The sequence below is a fragment of the Falsihalocynthiibacter arcticus genome, assembly GCF_000812665.2.
GTDB classification, from domain to species: domain Bacteria; phylum Pseudomonadota; class Alphaproteobacteria; order Rhodobacterales; family Rhodobacteraceae; genus Falsihalocynthiibacter; species Falsihalocynthiibacter arcticus.
Window position 1 is genome coordinate 766438 of sequence record NZ_CP014327.1, and the last position, 16012, is coordinate 782449.

General features: G+C 55.1%; 20 protein-coding genes. 13 read left to right on the forward strand and 7 right to left on the reverse strand.

What is annotated here, in order from left to right; translation table 11 throughout:
• The first annotated feature begins 524 nt into the window (after positions 1–524).
• From RC74_RS22045 to RC74_RS03775, 4 genes are all read left to right on the forward strand, one after another.
• Entirely contained in the window at positions 525–1184 is a 660-nt protein-coding gene (locus RC74_RS22045; protein ID WP_156477410.1) for a hypothetical protein, read from the forward strand.
• Complete coding sequence (locus RC74_RS03765; protein WP_039001628.1) at positions 1181–2506, forward strand: O-antigen ligase family protein; 1326 nt, start codon at positions 1181–1183, stop codon at positions 2504–2506. The genes RC74_RS22045 and RC74_RS03765 overlap by 4 nt, the downstream gene beginning before the upstream one ends.
• A gap of 75 nt (positions 2507–2581) precedes the next feature.
• Complete coding sequence (locus RC74_RS03770; protein WP_039001627.1) at positions 2582–4234, forward strand: GumC family protein; 1653 nt, start codon at positions 2582–2584, stop codon at positions 4232–4234.
• Positions 4141–4716 carry a CpsD/CapB family tyrosine-protein kinase gene (locus tag RC74_RS03775; RefSeq protein ID WP_082802400.1) on the forward strand — a complete coding sequence of 192 codons (576 nt, stop codon included), beginning with the start codon at positions 4141–4143 and terminating at the stop codon, positions 4714–4716. Before RC74_RS03770 ends, RC74_RS03775 begins: the two co-directional genes overlap by 94 nt.
• Before the next feature lie 64 nt (positions 4717–4780).
• Here the strand turns inward: RC74_RS03775 and RC74_RS03780 are convergent, their stop codons facing one another.
• The 5 genes from RC74_RS03780 to RC74_RS03800 all read right to left on the reverse strand — a co-directional run bounded on the left by RC74_RS03780 (position 4781) and on the right by RC74_RS03800 (position 7509).
• Complete coding sequence (locus RC74_RS03780; RefSeq protein ID WP_039001625.1) at positions 4781–5335, reverse strand: F0F1 ATP synthase subunit B; 555 nt, start codon at positions 5333–5335, stop codon at positions 4781–4783.
• Between the two features lie 4 nt (positions 5336–5339).
• Positions 5340–5822: a F0F1 ATP synthase subunit B' gene (locus tag RC74_RS03785; RefSeq protein WP_052274763.1), complete on the reverse strand. Its 483-nt coding sequence runs from the start codon at positions 5820–5822 to the stop codon at positions 5340–5342.
• A 183-nt stretch (positions 5823–6005) separates the two neighbouring features.
• A complete protein-coding gene (locus tag RC74_RS03790; protein ID WP_039001624.1) occupies positions 6006–6245 on the reverse strand; it encodes a F0F1 ATP synthase subunit C in 240 nt (79 codons plus the stop codon).
• Between the two features lie 62 nt (positions 6246–6307).
• On the reverse strand, positions 6308–7081 hold the full coding sequence (locus tag RC74_RS03795; RefSeq protein WP_236940067.1) for a F0F1 ATP synthase subunit A: 774 nt from the start codon (positions 7079–7081) through the stop codon (positions 6308–6310).
• 71 nt (positions 7082–7152) lie between these two features.
• Entirely contained in the window at positions 7153–7509 is a 357-nt protein-coding gene (locus RC74_RS03800) for an AtpZ/AtpI family protein (protein ID WP_039001623.1), read from the reverse strand.
• A 298-nt stretch (positions 7510–7807) separates the two neighbouring features.
• Here RC74_RS03800 and RC74_RS03805 point away from each other — a divergent pair, with 298 nt between their 5' ends.
• Complete coding sequence (locus tag RC74_RS03805; RefSeq protein ID WP_039001622.1) at positions 7808–8131, forward strand: ArsR/SmtB family transcription factor; 324 nt, start codon at positions 7808–7810, stop codon at positions 8129–8131.
• Here RC74_RS03805 and RC74_RS03810 read toward each other — a convergent pair.
• Both RC74_RS03810 and RC74_RS03815 read right to left on the reverse strand, forming a co-directional pair.
• Entirely contained in the window at positions 8128–9006 is an 879-nt protein-coding gene (locus RC74_RS03810) for a DMT family transporter (RefSeq protein ID WP_039001661.1), read from the reverse strand. The genes RC74_RS03805 and RC74_RS03810 overlap by 4 nt on opposite strands.
• Before the next feature lie 42 nt (positions 9007–9048).
• On the reverse strand, positions 9049–9930 hold the full coding sequence (locus RC74_RS03815; RefSeq protein WP_039001621.1) for a LysR family transcriptional regulator: 882 nt from the start codon (positions 9928–9930) through the stop codon (positions 9049–9051).
• A gap of 124 nt (positions 9931–10054) precedes the next feature.
• Here RC74_RS03815 and RC74_RS03820 point away from each other — a divergent pair, with 124 nt between their 5' ends.
• The 8 genes from RC74_RS03820 (at position 10055) to trmD (ending at position 15970) form a co-directional block, all read left to right on the forward strand.
• On the forward strand, positions 10055–10627 hold the full coding sequence (locus RC74_RS03820; RefSeq protein ID WP_039001620.1) for an FMN-dependent NADH-azoreductase: 573 nt from the start codon (positions 10055–10057) through the stop codon (positions 10625–10627).
• A 242-nt stretch (positions 10628–10869) separates the two neighbouring features.
• Positions 10870–12369 carry a signal recognition particle protein gene (gene ffh / locus RC74_RS03825; RefSeq protein WP_039001619.1) on the forward strand — a complete coding sequence of 500 codons (1500 nt, stop codon included), beginning with the start codon at positions 10870–10872 and terminating at the stop codon, positions 12367–12369.
• Positions 12370–12912 (forward strand): GNAT family N-acetyltransferase, encoded by a 543-nt coding sequence (locus RC74_RS03830; RefSeq protein WP_039001618.1) that lies wholly within the window; start codon positions 12370–12372, stop codon positions 12910–12912. It begins immediately after the preceding gene.
• A 64-nt stretch (positions 12913–12976) separates the two neighbouring features.
• Positions 12977–13273: a chorismate mutase gene (locus tag RC74_RS03835; RefSeq protein WP_039001660.1), complete on the forward strand. Its 297-nt coding sequence runs from the start codon at positions 12977–12979 to the stop codon at positions 13271–13273.
• A 57-nt stretch (positions 13274–13330) separates the two neighbouring features.
• Positions 13331–13717: a 30S ribosomal protein S16 gene (rpsP, locus tag RC74_RS03840; protein ID WP_039001617.1), complete on the forward strand. Its 387-nt coding sequence runs from the start codon at positions 13331–13333 to the stop codon at positions 13715–13717.
• Between the two features lie 21 nt (positions 13718–13738).
• Positions 13739–14368, forward strand: coding sequence for a 5,6-dimethylbenzimidazole synthase (gene bluB / locus RC74_RS03845; RefSeq protein WP_039001616.1), 630 nt, complete (start codon positions 13739–13741; stop codon positions 14366–14368).
• 9 nt (positions 14369–14377) lie between these two features.
• On the forward strand, positions 14378–14896 hold the full coding sequence (gene rimM / locus RC74_RS03850) for a ribosome maturation factor RimM (RefSeq protein WP_039001615.1): 519 nt from the start codon (positions 14378–14380) through the stop codon (positions 14894–14896).
• A 249-nt stretch (positions 14897–15145) separates the two neighbouring features.
• Positions 15146–15970 (forward strand): tRNA (guanosine(37)-N1)-methyltransferase TrmD, encoded by an 825-nt coding sequence (gene trmD, locus RC74_RS03860; RefSeq protein ID WP_039001613.1) that lies wholly within the window; start codon positions 15146–15148, stop codon positions 15968–15970.
• Positions 15971–16012: the final 42 nt, after the last annotated feature.

Below are 16012 nucleotides of genomic sequence, written 5' to 3' on the forward strand. Positions count from 1 at the left end.
GTGAATTCCCTCTAGAAGCCTGGTTTGCCCCGCGCCGGATCGCGGACGCTTGAGCGGCATTCGAGGATGCGTTGGCGACTCTCCCCATTGCTTCGTCAAGATCCCTGAAATACTGTCGGTTTGAACTGTGTGCCGCTTCAGCAATGGCCCCTGCAACGACGCCCAATTGTGAATTAAAGCGTGCGGGGGCAAGACCCGCTGCCTTTAGCCGCTTGATTGCAACCTCAACTGCACTATTGCAGCCGTTTGATGAGGTCGAACAAGAGGAGACGAGTTGCTCACGACCGAAGTCTAGGCCTTGTGCAAAAGAAGGCCGTGGCCCTAGCCCAAAAACCAAAATCGCCAGCGTCACTGCCAAAATTTTCGCTAAACTTACTGACACTTTTGGCCCTTTCTCATTTTTCGCCCTTCCAAACCGCGTGTGTGGCGATCCAAAAATGCAACCTATACGCTTGTTTTTCGATATTTTTTCACCTACGAAAAGAGTACATTTCAACTCGCTTTGCGCTAGGAATTCAAAATCTGTGCCTGTCACTCGCATCTTTCTTGCCCTTCTCGCGCTGTGCATTGCTGCTCTTTCTTTTTCCTTTGGTCGCACCGGACTCGCCTCTCTTCGTCACATTCAATTGCCGTATTTCGTTCAACTTCAATCTCTGCGCCAATCGGAGAAAACCATTCCCTCGCCGCGCTCTATTCGATACCGTTCCGCTCTCGTTATTCCTTGCATTGAGGACCAACAATCGCCTGAAGCCCAGTTTTTCCCCCAAGCAGACCGCCTCGCGCTCGCCCGTACCTGCTCTCAGATAGCCGCCGAAACCCTCACACAATCGCCAACGGATTCCTTGGCGCGTCTTGCCCTTGCCAACGCGATATTTGTCCAAAATGACATGGTTCAGGTTAATGAAGCCTTAAATCTCGCGCAAAAAACGGCCCCAAATGAAGGTTGGCTGGCTGCATATCGCGTTGAACTTGCCTTCTCCCTAGGGCCTGCCCTGACACCGCCCTACGCGCTGGCTCTGGATCGAGACATTTCCCTGCTGCTTAGCGGGTATCGCAACCAGCCATATTTGGCGCGAATTTACCTTGATTGGCCCGACCAAAAGAAGCGCATACTTTTCCTCGTGGAACAGCACCCTCCCGACATTCAGCGCGCCTTCCTTGCTGCGGTTCAGGCGGCAATATGAGCAATTCCAAAGCCAGTTGGAGCCCTAGAAGCCTCCACACAAAATTCGCATGGACCCTTACAATCCTCCTCCTCCTTGCCCCCTTACCTCTGGGTTCAAATCGGCCCGTCCCATGGATGGCCTGGACCTTTGTTTTGGCTATTCTCCTTCTCCTCTATGTGGCGGTGCTTTCCCTCAAAACACCTGCCCGAAAACTGCGATCAAGGGCCGTTTGGCCGGCTTTCGCTCTTGGTATACCATTTGTTATCTACGCCCTCCTCCAAGCCCTGCCTCTTGGCCTTTCAAACCTTAAACTTCCCAACGACTTACAGCTATATTTACCTAGTGATTACATAAGCCTAACCCCCGCTGCCACCGCCCTCGGCACCCTGCGAATCTCTGGCTATGGCGTCCTGTTTTTCCTTATTTTTGAAACCGCCACGCGGCAGTCCCTTCTTAAGCGTATGGCTTGGGCGCTGTTCCTCGGCATTTCCCTTCATGCCGCATGGTCCATGGTCGCGCTCAAGCTGTTGGGAGATGTCACTTTGGTCGGTGAAAAAACGGCCTATTTGGGGTCAGCAACAGGTACGTTTATCAATCGGAATTCCTTCGCCACTTTCCTCGGAATGGGTCTTTGCCTTGGCCTTGCTATGATCCTAGATCGCTCCAACAAGCTCCCCTCTACAACCACCACAATCCGCCTCGAAACAGCCCTCCTTTGGATGTACCTCGCCCTCATCGCCATCGCCCTCGTATCGACCCAATCGCGCATGGGCGTTTTTGCCACGGCCCTCGGCACGTCCGTCGTTATTTACCGAATGAAGCCTGCCAAAACTTGGTACATTTATGCCGTTATTTTGCTTCCCCTCATCCTACTTTTCGCCGGAAATCTCGCCGAACGCGCATTTTTTTCCCTTATCGATTCCGAAGGTCGCCGCGAACTTTGGGCGCAATCCTTCGAGCTCCTAAAAATCCGCCCATTCACCGGCTTTGGTCTGGACTCCTTCCCCCAAAGTTTCGCCCTTCAACACGCCCCGCCCCTTGCGAGGGATGTGGTCTGGGAATACGCGCATAATTCATACCTAACGCTTTGGATTCAAAGCGGAGTTATCTTTGGTTCCCTCCCACTTCTGGCTCTCCTTTGGGGGGGCACCAAGTTGGTGCGCGCGCCAAACCCGCAGGATCCAATAGCCACATCCGCCCTCGCCATCCTTGTCCTCGCAGGCACGCACTCCTTGGTCGATTTCAGCCTTGAAATGCAGGCAAACGCGTTTCTTTTTACCGCAGTTTTCGCGATGGGCCTCGCCGCGGTCCAGCCGCGCAAAAATCGCAGCATCACTTAACCGTAAATTAAGGAATATTAATCAAGGTTAACCACGAACCATTTTGAGACACTGACCACACGGAAAGATGCAAACATGAAATCCGGATCCGCCAGCGCCTTTGATCTTCGCGAAATTTGGAACCTCTTGCGCCGAAAAATCCGAATGATTGGCCTGTCGATGGCGCTCGTCCTTGGCGCGGCCTTGATCTACCTTTTTTACGTCACCCCCCTGTACTCGGCGACCGCGTGGCTGTTTGTGGACACCGACCAGAAAAACCTGCTCGCGCCAAACGACAGCTATGCCTCCCCGGGTTCCAGAGACAATGCGCGCATCGAAAGCGAAGTCCTGATCCTCAAGTCAAATACGGTTGCGCTTGCGACGATCGAGCGTTCCCAACTCGTGAATCATCCTCCCTATAAGTTCCAGTTGGGCTTAACTGAGCGCGCCAAAACACTTCTCGGAATTGCCGCCAACAAGCCGCCAACGGGGCCGGATTTGGTGAGCCGTGTTCTGGAGAAATTCGATAGATCCACGACGATCCGTCGCATGGGGCAAACCTACCTAATTTCTGTCACCGCCACCTCTCAAGATCGCCACCACGCCGCCGAATTGGCCAATTCCCTGTCGCACACCTATATCAACCTCCAAGTGCAATCCAAGGTAAACGCAACCCTCGCTGCCCGCGATATTCTACAGGGGCAAATTGCCTCGGCCCGCGATGTTTTGGCGCAAACCGAGGGCGCGTTTGACCGCTATATCGACGCAAATCTTTTTCGTCTTACCCAAGAGAGCGGCAACGCCTCCCTCCACTCTTTGCGCGCGCAATTGCAGGAGACCAACGCTTTTCACCTTGAGGCCGAGGTGCGCGTCACTCAGGCGCAGGCGGCATTTGAGGTGCGCGATTGGAACACGTTGGCCCAGACTTTGGGCGACGAGGCCCTCAAAGACCTCACGCAACAACGGGCTGACCTTTCGCAAAAATTGGGCCAAACCGATGCCAGCACCCCTGATGCAATCGACCTGCGGGGACGGCTCACCGCCCTTGAGAAAAACCTTGAAACCCGCACATCCATGGCGGTTTCCGACCTCAGACTCGACGCCACACAGTTGGAAATGGTGCAACGGGATCAACGCAGAACTCTGCGCACCACCGTTTTGTCGGGCGATCTGTCGCCCACCACCCTCGCCCAAATTTATCAGCTGCAACAAGAGGCCGACATCGCGCAGCGCCATTATACAACCCTCCTGTCACGCGCCGCTGAACTACAGGCCCAAGCGCTGGTACATGTGGCCGATACCCGCATCGTGTCCGCCGTCCTTGCGCCCTCACGCGCGAGTTTTCCTAACAAGAACCTGATCCTTGTGCTGGCGGTGATAATTGCGCTGGTGCTTGGTGTTGGATTGGCCTTTCTCAGCGAGTATTACGTTGGCGGCATTTCCTCCACGACCCAACTCGCCAATGTCCTACCCGTGCCCGTTGCGACCGCCGTTCCGCGCATGGATCTCGCGCCGGATCAAAGCTCTATCGCTGATTACGTCCTTGATGCGCCGCTTTCGGTTTACGCCGAATCTCTGCGTCTTCTGGCAGCGCAATCGACCAGAGTTTACGCGCCCAGACCGCCCCGCAAACGCCGCCTACATGCACCGTTATTATGGTTACCTCCTCCATTCCCGCTGAAGGCAAAAGCACGGTCGCTCTTGGCCTCGCCCGCACTTACGCCGCTGCGGGAAAATCGACCCTGTTGATTGACGCCGATCTGCGCAAGCCCTCCCAGCATATATACCTTGACCTTAAACCTGACACCAGTTTGCAGGAGTTTCTCAGCGGCGACAGGACCGTCGCGGATGGCTCAGAGTTTTACACATCCGATCCGAAATCCAACCTTGGTGTGATTTTGGGTCGGGACCGCGCGGATGTGCCAACCGACCAGCTTCTTCAGTCCGACACGTTTAAAAACCTGCTGGAAACCGCCAAAATGGCGATGGATATCATCATTCTAGACACATCCCCGCTGCTGCCTGTGGTGGACGCGCGCTATATCGCGCCCCATGCGGATGTGGTGGTAGATTGTGTGCGGTTTGGCGTGACCGAACAGCGCGACCTGCGTGCGGCCTTTGGCCAACTCACCGCGAGCTTGCGCCCCGACACCCCCGTCGTCACGCTTTTGAACCACGATGAAAGCAAACACACCGGCTATCGTTACGATGGCTATTACGGCAAAGAATAGCGGCTTTAAAACAAAAAACCCGGCCACAGGGACCGGGTTTTTATAAAGTCTTCAGCGTTCGAAATTAGTGCAGTTTTGCGCCAACTTCTTTGATCGCATCTTCAATCAGCTTGTTACCGTCCGCCGCAGAGGTGTTTGCCGCGATAACATCACGGGCCGCGCCAATCGCAACCGTAATGGCTGTGTCGCGTACTTCTCTGATGGCTGCGGCTTGGGCCGAAGCGATTTGATCTTTTGCACCAGCAATACGACGTTCAATCGAAGTCTGCAGGTCCGCTTTAGCCACTTCAGCGACAACACGTGCCTCTTCTTTGGCCGCAGCAACAATACCGTCAGCTTGCGTTTGGACTTCTTTTTGCTTGCGTTCGTAATCCGCCAAAAGGCCGCGGGCTTCGTCGCGTAGGGCACGAGCTTCGTCGAGATCCTTTTTGATCCCTTCGGCGCGTGCATCCAACTGGCCCGTCAACATGGCGGGAACGTTGAACTTCAACAAAACCGCGATGAAAAGGATAAAGGCCAGCAGGACAACGAAGTTTGTGTTGGCCAGAGAGAAAAACGGACCAGATGCAGCCAGAGCAGGCGTTGCTGTGAAAGCAAGGAGGAAAGCGAGATGTTTCATCGTATTACCCTTTCATCCGTGCGGTAACCGCAGCTTTGAGTGTTGCAGCATCGGCTTTGGTGCCAAAGGCCGAAACGATCTCTTTTGCCGTATCTTTAGCAACCGTAATCACGCTGTCTTTTGCGCCGTCACGAATGGCCGCAATGGCCTTTGCGCTTTCGGCGGTTTGGACCGCGATCTCAGCATCCGCTTTGGCAATCGCGAGATCCAGATCAACCTGAACTTCGGCTTTTGTCTCGGCGGCGATGCGCGCTGCTTCGGCACGGGCGTTGGCAAGGGCCTTAAGATAGGCTTCTTCCGCTTCATGTGCTTTGGCTTTGAGCTCTTCTGCTGCGGCGATGTCACCGGTGATTGTGCCCTGACGTTCGGCCAAAACTGTTGCGATGCGAGGCAAGGCAACCTTTGTCAAAACGAGGTAGATCACAACCAGTGTGACGGCCAGCCAGAAAATCTGGTTTGGGAACGTCGAAAAATCGAGTTGCGGCATACCAGCGGATTCAGGCACGTGTGCGGCCTCACCAATGGCGTGCTCTTTCGCGAGTTTCGCTATTTCGTGTGCGGCTTCGGTTGTGCCGCTTTGTGCGTCATTTGCCATGTCGTCCTCCAGGAACCTTGTTTACAACGAGAGAGCGCCAAAGCGCCCCCCGCACGTAAGGATGGTCCGTGAGACTTAAACAGCAAACATAAGCAAGAGAGCTACGAGGAACGAGAAGATCCCAAGAGCCTCAGCAAACGCGATGCCGATGAAGAGAGTCGCAGTTTGACCTGCGGCTGCGGATGGGTTGCGAAGCGCGCCGGCAAGGAAGTTGCCTGCGACGTGGCCAACACCGATAGCGGCTGCGCCGGAACCGATTGCTGCGAGGCCTGCGCCGATGAATTTGCCAAGTGCTGCTGCTGCGAGTACTTCCATGATATTTCTCCTTACGGTGGGTATCTATTAAATTGAGGCGAGAGAGTTCAGACTTGATCCGCTTAGTGCGACGGATGCAGCGCGTCTTTCAAGTACACGCAAGTCAGAATGGTGAAAACGTAGGCCTGAATGAAGGCCACGAGAACTTCGAGGGCATAAACTGCCGTGATGGCAAGGATCGGCATGAAGGCAAATACGCCCAGCGCGCCGGCAAACCCTGCGAAAACTTTGATAACGGCGTGACCCGCCATAACGTTACCCGCCAAACGAATGGAGTGGGAAACGGGGCGCACGAAGTAAGAGATAATCTCGATGATGGCGAGGACTGGACGTAATGCCAGTGGCGCAGAAGCGACCCAGAACAGACCCAAAAAGCCAAACCCGTGCTTCACGAAACCAACGATGGTCACCGTAAAGAACACCAGCAGCGCGAGGATCGCTGTGACAGCGATGTGCGATGTGGAGGTAAAGGACAACGGGATCAAACCCATGACATTGGACACCATGATAAACAGGAACAACGTCATGATATAGGGGAAGAATTTCAGTGCATCCTTGCCCGCAACGTCTTCGACCATTTTATAAACGAAACCGTAAATCATCTCGCCGATGCTTTGGGTGCGCGATGGCACGACGGCACGACCACTTGAGCCAAACACCAGCAAAAGAACGATCACCGCAACGGTAATCATCATCCAAAGCGTCGCGTTTGTCGGCGTGTACCAATGAAGTTCGCCCCCATGACCGCCAAACAACGGTAGGATGTTAAACTGGTCCATCGGGTGGATTGCCAATTCTCTTACTTCTGGTTGCAAGAAGATAATCGCCAGAACCATCAACGCAAATGCGCCGTACAAAGCAAATTTCCCGTTAGAGGAGCCTGTTTTTGGGGCTTGTTCCGCCATGTTTAGTCCTTCGTCGTTTCAGCAGCCTTGGCCGCCTCGTTTTCCTTCGCCGCTTGTGCGGCAATTTGTTCGGACTGAAGTTCGCTCGCCGTTTTGATCATCGTCTTGACCCCCGCGGCAAACCCCAGAAATGTAAACAGCACCAAGAATATCGGCAGCGTCCCAAACAGAACATCCAACCCGTATCCGATGCCAAAGCCGATCCCAAGACCGGCCACCAGCTCGATCACCATCCGCCATGCATGATTGGCTAAGGAATAGTGCTCGTCTTTCTTAGGTTCCGGCGCGTGGCTCTTTTTGAGCCGGGCGATTTTGTCGTCCAACGCCTTCAGCTTGTTTGGATCCTGCATATCAGTCATCAAACTGGCCCCTAAGTCTTCGCGGCAACCTAGAAACACTCCCCCTCCGAGTCAATGCAGCATTTTCAAGAAAATTTACCGCGCAACTATCTGAAATATAACAATAATTTACATCTCCTAAAATTCACCTCGCCGCGCGCCCCTTGAAATCGGGACCATTTCCACAGGAATTCGATATTCAACCATTCGGTTGACGAACATTCCGCGCCCCGTATTTTGCGCGATCGGCCTTCCTATTAGGCGTCAAACGCTTAACCAAAAGGTTGAGGTTTCATACAACCCACGCTATCTCTACCCTATGACAGCAGCTCTCGACCTCGCGTTTTCCGCCCTCTCCGACCCAACCCGCCGCGTCATCCTTGCGATGTTGCTTGAGGACGATATGGCCGTGACCGATGTGGCCGAACCCTTCGAGATGTCGCTGGCGGCGATTTCCAAACATCTCGCCATCCTGTCCCGCGCGGGGCTGATCTCTCAGGAAAAGCGCGGACGGGTGAAATGGTGCAAACTCGAGCCTGACGCCCTCAAGGAGGCCTCGGTCTGGATGCAAAGCTTTGGCCAATTTGAGGCGATCAATCTGGACGCGTTCGAGGCCTTCCTCGCAAAAAGCGAACTGGCCTAATCCTGCCGGAGCAAGAGCAACAGCGCCCCGACCGTCAGAGCAACCCCGACCAAACTCGCCCCACTCGGCGCGCCATGTCCGAGCAAGATTTCCAGCAAGATCACCCAGCTTGGCACAAGATAAGTATAGGCCATCACCTTGGCCCCCGACAGGCGCATCGAGCCAAAATGGATCAGACTCAGACTTCCCGCTGTCGCAAAAACCGCCGTGTAAAAAATCGTAAACCAAACAAGTGGCGGCAGCTGTGCCCAATCCGTTGCCAAAATCTCCCACCCGCCGACAACCAGCATCAGCAGGCTCCCCGCAACAAGGGCATACATCACAAAAACAACGCCGCTCTCGCCACGGTTAAATTTGCGCAGCAGAGGTATATAGAGAGCATGGGCGCAAGCTCCGATGAAGAAGATCAGCTCGCCGCGCGCCACCTCAAACCGCATCAACGCGCCGACATCTGCCCGAAACACCACCCAAAGCGCGCCAATCCCGCCAAGGATCAGCACCCAAAACACCCGCAAAGGCAGTACTTGCCGCAGTACTAAATACGCGCACCCCGCCGTAATAAGCGGTGTCAGCGTAAAAACCGCCGCCGTTGAAATTGGAGGGGCCGTTTTCAGCCCCTCAAACATCAGTATCATATAAGAGCCGATTAACCCGCCCGTGACCGCATAGCGCCACGGAGCCTTGGCCGCCGCCTTTAGCGCCCGCAATGGCGCAGGTTCAAACCACAGAATTACCACCAGCAACACCAGCGCCGCGATCCAAAACCTCAGCAAGTTCAGGGCAGCAGGCGCGATATCATTCGCCACCATCCCCCCCAAGCTAAACGACCCCGCAACGATAACAGAAAACAACAGCATCGCCGCGTGACCCGCCATTTCGCGTCGCCGTATGTGAAGGCCTTCCCCCCGAGAGCCGCCTCACTCATCCGGCAAATCTTTCATCGCTTGCTTAAGGAACGTCAGAAAAGCTTGCACCTTGGGCGTACGATGTAGGTCCACATGGGTCACGATCCAATTGGGCGAGGCCCATTCGTCGCGCGGCGGCAATTGCTCGATCAATTCCGGATTCTTTTTGGCCACAGTCTCGGTCATAAACCCCAAACCAGCCCCCGCCTCGATCGCCGCCATCCCATCATCCGCGTTATTAAAGCGAAACCGGATCCGATCGCGCGAGACACGCTGATCTAGCCAGCTGAAAAAGGGTGCGCGGGCGTGTGCGGTATCGACGCCAACGAAAATATGGTTGGGCAGATCTCCCTCGCCCTGCAACTGACCATTGCGTGCAACATAACTCTTATGCGCATACAGCCCGATCCGTGTCGGACGGAATTTCTGCACCACATTGTCCGCCTCTTGGGGTGGACTTCCCGTGCGGATCGCCACATGTGCTTCGCCGTATTCAAGCCGAAACAGCCGCTCGCCCGTCAGAAACCGCACAATAACGCTGGGATGCAAACGTTGAAACTCTGCCAATACCGGCGCCAAGTACCGCGCCATTGTTGGCAAACTGGTGATGACCAACTCGCCGCTCACCTCTTCGCCTTGCCCCCGAATGCGCCCTGTCATCTGGGTGAACTGATCGTCGGTAATCCGCGCTACCCGCAGCAGTTCCTGCCCCGCTTCGGTCGGCGTATAGCCACGCGCATGGCGCTGGAACAACTTGGTTTGCAGGCTCTCTTCCAACGCATCAATATGGCGAATGACCGTTGCATGGTGCACTCCCAAGACCTCGGCGGCCCCGCTCACCGTCCCAACACGTGCGACATGATAGGCCGTTCTAATCTCATCCCAGCTGGACATTATACCCTCTTCATCAATCCGTGCGCATTCACACATATAGTGTTGATATATGCGAGTTGTGTTCATTCACGCAATGCATAAATGTTCGGTCAACAGAAACACTTCCGCCCGAAAGGCTCTCGGAATGACCCACAACATCCTGCGCATCGACGCCTCCGCCCGTTACCAAGGCTCCATCTCTCGCGACCTTGGCGACGACTTTATCGACCAAAAACCGAACGCAACCGTCACAACCCGTGACCTTGCCCAAGGCATCCCACAGATCAACGAAACATGGGTCGGTGCCACCTTCACCCCGCCAGAAGCCCGCACCACCGCGCAAAAAGCAACGCTCGCATTGTCCGACGAACTGGTCGCGGAACTGATTGCCGCCGATGAAATCGTCCTGACCACCCCACTCTATAACTTCTCCGCCCCCGCGGCGTTCAAAGCATGGGTCGACCAAATCGCCCGCGCTGGCGTCACGTTCAAATATACCGAAACTGGCCCCGTTGGCCTGCTCGACGACAAACCCGTCACGATCATTGTCTCTTCGGGTGGCGTGGCTCTTGGCTCCCCCGTTGATTTTTTCTCGGCCCACGCGCGTCAAGTCTTTAACTTCATCGGCATTACCAACGTGACCTTGGTTGGCGCGTCTGGTGGCACCGAGGCCGCCATCACCACCGCAAAAACCGAACTGACCAAAATCGCCGCTTAAGCAAAAATCCGGAGGGCCCCAACCACGGGGGCCTTCCCTCTCTTGACTCTCTTCCCCTGACCCCATAAACGCGCACCATATCCCGAGGGTTCCACACCTTCGGTCCCCGCTTTAGTAGGGATCGCCATCCGTCAGCGCGTTGCGCCCACGGGTGTCGTTGTGGTTTGGTAGTTCGCTACCTTACAATTGGTCGCGCCCAGCATATCTTATGGGCAAATGGTAATGGCGAAGGAGCCGCGATAATGTTTGAAAACCTATCTGAACGTCTTGGTGGCGTCTTTGATCGGCTCACAAAACAAGGCGCCCTCTCTGAGGATGACGTCAAAACAGCTTTGCGCGAAGTGCGCGTCGCCCTGCTTGAGGCCGACGTTTCCCTGCCCGTTGCCCGCGATTTCGTTAAGGCCATCCAAGACAAAGCCACTGGCCAAGCCGTTACAAAATCCATCACCCCCGGCCAGCAAGTCGTCAAAATCGTCCACGACGAACTCGTTCATGTCCTCACGGGCGAAGGCGATCCGGGTGCGCTCAAAATCGATAACGCCCCTGCCCCAATCCTGATGGTCGGTCTGCAAGGCTCCGGTAAAACCACCACCACTGGTAAACTCGCCAAACGCCTGACCGAGAAAAACGGCAAACGCGTTCTCATGGCCTCGCTCGATATTTACCGTCCTGCCGCGCAACAACAACTCGCGATCCTCGGCACCCAAATTGGCGTTGATACCCTGCCCATCGTGGCTGGCGAATCCGCTGTTCAAATCGCCAAACGCGCAAAACAACAAGCCACCCTTGGCGGCTACGACGTCTATATGCTCGATACCGCGGGCCGCTTGCACATCGACGAAACTTTGATGCAAGAAGTCGAAGACGTGCGCAACGCGGTCAACCCGCGCGAAACGCTCCTCGTCGTTGACGGCCTCACAGGCCAAGTTGCGGTCGAAGTGGCCGAAGAATTCGACGCCAAAGTCGGCATTACCGGCGTTGTCCTCACCCGTATGGACGGCGACGGTCGCGGTGGTGCTGCTCTCTCTATGCGGGCCGTCACGGGCAAACCGATCCGCTTTGTCGGCCTCGGCGAGAAAATGGACGCGCTTGATACCTTTGAGCCTGACCGTATCGCGGGCCGCATTTTGGGGATGGGCGATATCGTCGCCCTCGTTGAAAAGGCCCAAGAAACCATCGAGGCCGCACAGGCCGAACGCATGATGAAACGGTTCCAAAAGGGCCAATTCAACATGAACGATCTCAAATCCCAACTTGAGCAAATGATTAAGATGGGTGGCATGGAAGGTATCATGGGGATGATGCCGGGCATGGGCAAAATGGCCAAACAGGCACAAGGCGCTGGTATGGACGACAAAGTCCTTACGCGTCAAATCGCACTGATCCAATCGATGACCAAAAAAGAGCGCGCCAACCCCGCCCTCCTGCAAGCGTCGCGCAAAAAGCGCATCGCCAAGGGTGCGGGTCTTGAAGTCTCCGACTTGAACAAACTTCTCAAAATGCAGCGCCAAATGGGCGACATGATGAAGAAGATGGGCAAGGGCGGCATGCTCAAACAGGCGATGAAAGGCATGTTTGGCAAAGGCGGTATGCCCGAGGGCATGGACCCCTCGCAAGCCATGGGTCAAATGGATCCAAAAGCGCTGGAAGCGGCGGCCAAGCAAATGGGCGGCAAACTTCCGGGTCTTGGTGCGCCGGGCGGCTTGCCCATGGGCCTCTCTGGTTTTGGGAAAAAGAAGTAAATGAACAAGGCGCCCGTCATAAAAACCAAACGGCTCGTTTTGCGGGGACATATCCTCGCAGACTTCGAACCGTTGCGCGCGTTTTTTGACACGGACCGCGCAAAGTTCGTTGGGGCGCCGATTTCCGATGCCCGTCTGTGGCAGGGCTTTGCCGCCGACGTCGGCGCGTGGGAGCTTTTGGGCATGGGCGGCTGGGCCATCACCCTGCCCGATGGCACGATGATCGGCCAAATCTCCGTGAACCAACCCAAGCATTTCCCCGAAGTCGAATTGGGCTGGATGTTGTTTGAGGGCCACAGCCGCAAAGGCTATGCCGCCGAAGCCGCGATCGCCGTGCGCGACTGGGCCGTTGCCAACCTTCCCCTGACGTCGCTGGTCAGCTACATCGACCCCGAAAACGGACGTTCCATTCTACTCGCCGCCAAGCTCGGCGCGCGTATCGACAACAAAGCAACAAAGCCCCAAAACGAAACCTGTTTGGTCTTTCGTTATAAGTTGGCTGCAGTCGACGATACCGACGGTTCTGTGGAGGCCTACGCGTGAAGAAAATCATATGCAAAACATATGCAATTCATATGGCAAACTCATCGCTGTTTTGGGGGGTCAAATGACCGATAATATCACCCGCGCCGCCGAGGTTCTAAAGTCGCATCGCGAGAGCATCGACCGCCTCGATGCCATCCTTGTTTATACTCTGGGCGAGCGGTTTAAACACACCCAAGCCGTGGGCGCCCTCAAGGCCGAACACGCGCTCCCGCCCTCCGATCCTACCCGTGAAGCGGCGCAAATCGCCCGCCTCGAAGATCTCGCAACAGAAGCAGATCTGGACCCCGAATTCGCTAAGAATTTCTTGAATTTCATCATTCAAGAAGTGATTCAACATCACAAAAAACATACTGAATAATCAAACAACCCCAGCCATAAGATGCTGGAAACAAATAAAACTTAGGAGACTACTACTATGGCTATGAAAATTCGCCTTGCCCGTGGCGGCAGCAAAAAACGCCCCTTCTACCGTGTTGTCGCAGCCGACAGCCGTATGCCACGCGATGGCCGCTTCATTGAGAAATTGGGCACATATAACCCCCTTCTCGCAAAAGACAGCGAAGAGCGCGTACAGCTCGACCTTGACCGCGTAAAACATTGGCTTGACCAAGGCGCGCAACCTTCTGACCGCGTAGCACGTTTCCTCGAAGCCGCTGGCGTTCTTGAAGCAAAAACACGCAGCAACCCTAAGCGCGCAATCCCAGGCAAAAAAGCCACAGAACGCGCCGAAGAAAAAGCCGCTAAAGCAGTAACAGCAGCCGAAGCTGCCGCTACACCAGCAGAAGAAGTATCTGCCGAGTAATCAAATAGTTAGGTCCAAATCATGCCCGAATTTTCAGACGAGTTTCGGCAAGACTTGGGCCAACTTTTTCGGTGGCGGCGCGATGTGCGCCGCTTCCGCACAGACCCCGTCGATCCCGCGTTAGTCGACCTCTGCCTCGCCAGCTTTTCGCTCGCCCCCTCGGTGGGATTGTCCGAACCTTGGCGGATCATAAAAGTACACAGCGCCCAAGCCCGCGCTGCCGCTTTGCAAAACTTTGAAATTGAAAACAAAAAAGCCCTTGAGGGTCAGGTCGATGACCGTGCGAAACTTTACGCAAGCCTCAAACTTTCCGGCATGAAAGACGCCCCCGTTCAACTGGCGATTTTCTGCGACGAGAGCACCGAAAAAGGCGCAGGTCTGGGCGCACAAACCATGCCGGAAATGCGCCGATATTCGGTTGTTTCGGCCGTTACGCAAATGTGGCTTCTTGCCCGTGCGCATGGTCTTGGCGTAGGTTGGGTATCCATCCTTGACGCCCCAAAACTTTGCGCCGAACTAGACGTGCCAAAAGACTGGCGACTCGTCGCTTTTCTGTGCATGGGTTGGCCCGAAGATGATATGGATAGCCCCGAACTTGAACGCGCTGGATGGGAACAAAGAGCTCCCCATTTGACCGTCGAAACCCGATAGGAGACCGCAGTGTCCAAAGACAAAATTTGTGTGGGTGCCTTTGCGGGTTCCTATGGCGTTCAGGGCGAAGTGCGCCTCAAGAGTTATTGCGCGGATCCCGCCGCCATCGAGACTTATGGCTTGCTCTCGTCTGAAGATGGCGAGATCGAATATATTGTTGGCATAACCCGCGCTGTAAAGAACGGATTTTCCGCCCGCGTCGAGGGTGTCTTCACCAAAGAACAGGCTGATGCGCTCACAAACACACTGCTTTATGTAGATCGTGACGTTCTTCCAAGCTTGCCGGATGATGAGTTTTATCACAGTGATCTCATTGGGTTAGATGTATTGGATACCGGCGGAACCCTCCTTGGTAAAGTCCAGAAGGTTGTCAACCACGGCGCCAGCGACATTCTTGAAATTGCGGGCCCAAATCTGAAGGCCACCGTCCTTATGCCCTTTACACATGCGGTGGTTCCGACCGTCGATCTGGCGTCTGGCCGCTTGATTGTTGACCCGCCCGAGGGCGTGTTTCCTGATGACGACTAGGATCATCATTCACGCAGGGTTTTACAAAACTGGAGCTACTTCGCTTCAGGCCTATTCTGAGCGAATCTCGGCCCTGTTTGGGGACCAAATTTTCTATTGCAGTCGCGACCAATTATCCGACGCTGCCATCGCGGCCCCGCAAAAGCACTCCTTGAATTACTCTGGATGCAGGAGGACAGTCTCCGTGCAAAACTTCCATCTGCACAGCAGCGAAAACACGGGCAACACGCTAAAAACAAGAGATATTTCATGACAATCCCACCAATGAAAAGAGCCCTCGCCACAAAGTCCCACGGCCGTTTGTCAATCAGCACGTCCCTGAAACCACGCGAATTGATGACGGACACCCCCCGCCTGAAGGGTGCGTGGACCGCCAAGATCGTCACGCTTTTTCCAGAAGTTTTTCCGGGGATATTGGGTGCATCTTTGACGGGGAAGGCCTTAAAGGAGGGGCTTTGGGCGCTGGAGACCATCGACTTGCGCAGTTATGGCGACGGACGGCACAAAAACGTCGATGACACGCCGTCAGGAGGGGGTGCAGGGATGGTATTGCGGGCCGATGTGGTTGGCAAAGCGCTTGAGCATGCGACACACGGCGTTCCAAAAGATCGCGCGCGCTGGCCTGTTATTTATATGTCACCACGGGGCAAGCCGCTTACGCAAGCGATGGCCCAGAAATTCGCACAAGCCGAGGGAATGACCATCCTGTGTGGACGGTTTGAGGGCGTGGATGAACGTGTTTTGGAGCATTATGAAATCGAAGAGGTGAGCCTTGGGGATTTCGTTTTAACCGGTGGTGAAATTGCCGCCCAAGCCATGATTGACGCTACGGTGCGGTTGCTGCCGGATGTCCTTGGAAATCACGTGTCGACCGAAGAAGAGAGCTTTTCAAACGGCCTGCTAGAACACGCGCAATACACGCGTCCTGCGATTTGGGAAGGCCATGAAATCCCAGCGGTCCTCACCTCTGGCAACCACGCGAAAGTTGAAAAATGGCGCCACGAGCAGTCGGAAAAAATTACACAAGAACGGCGTCCAGACCTATGGGAAGCCTACCAGAAACGGCCTAAATGACGGGTGCCCTAAGCGTGGAAGACCTTGACATGCCTAGGCTTT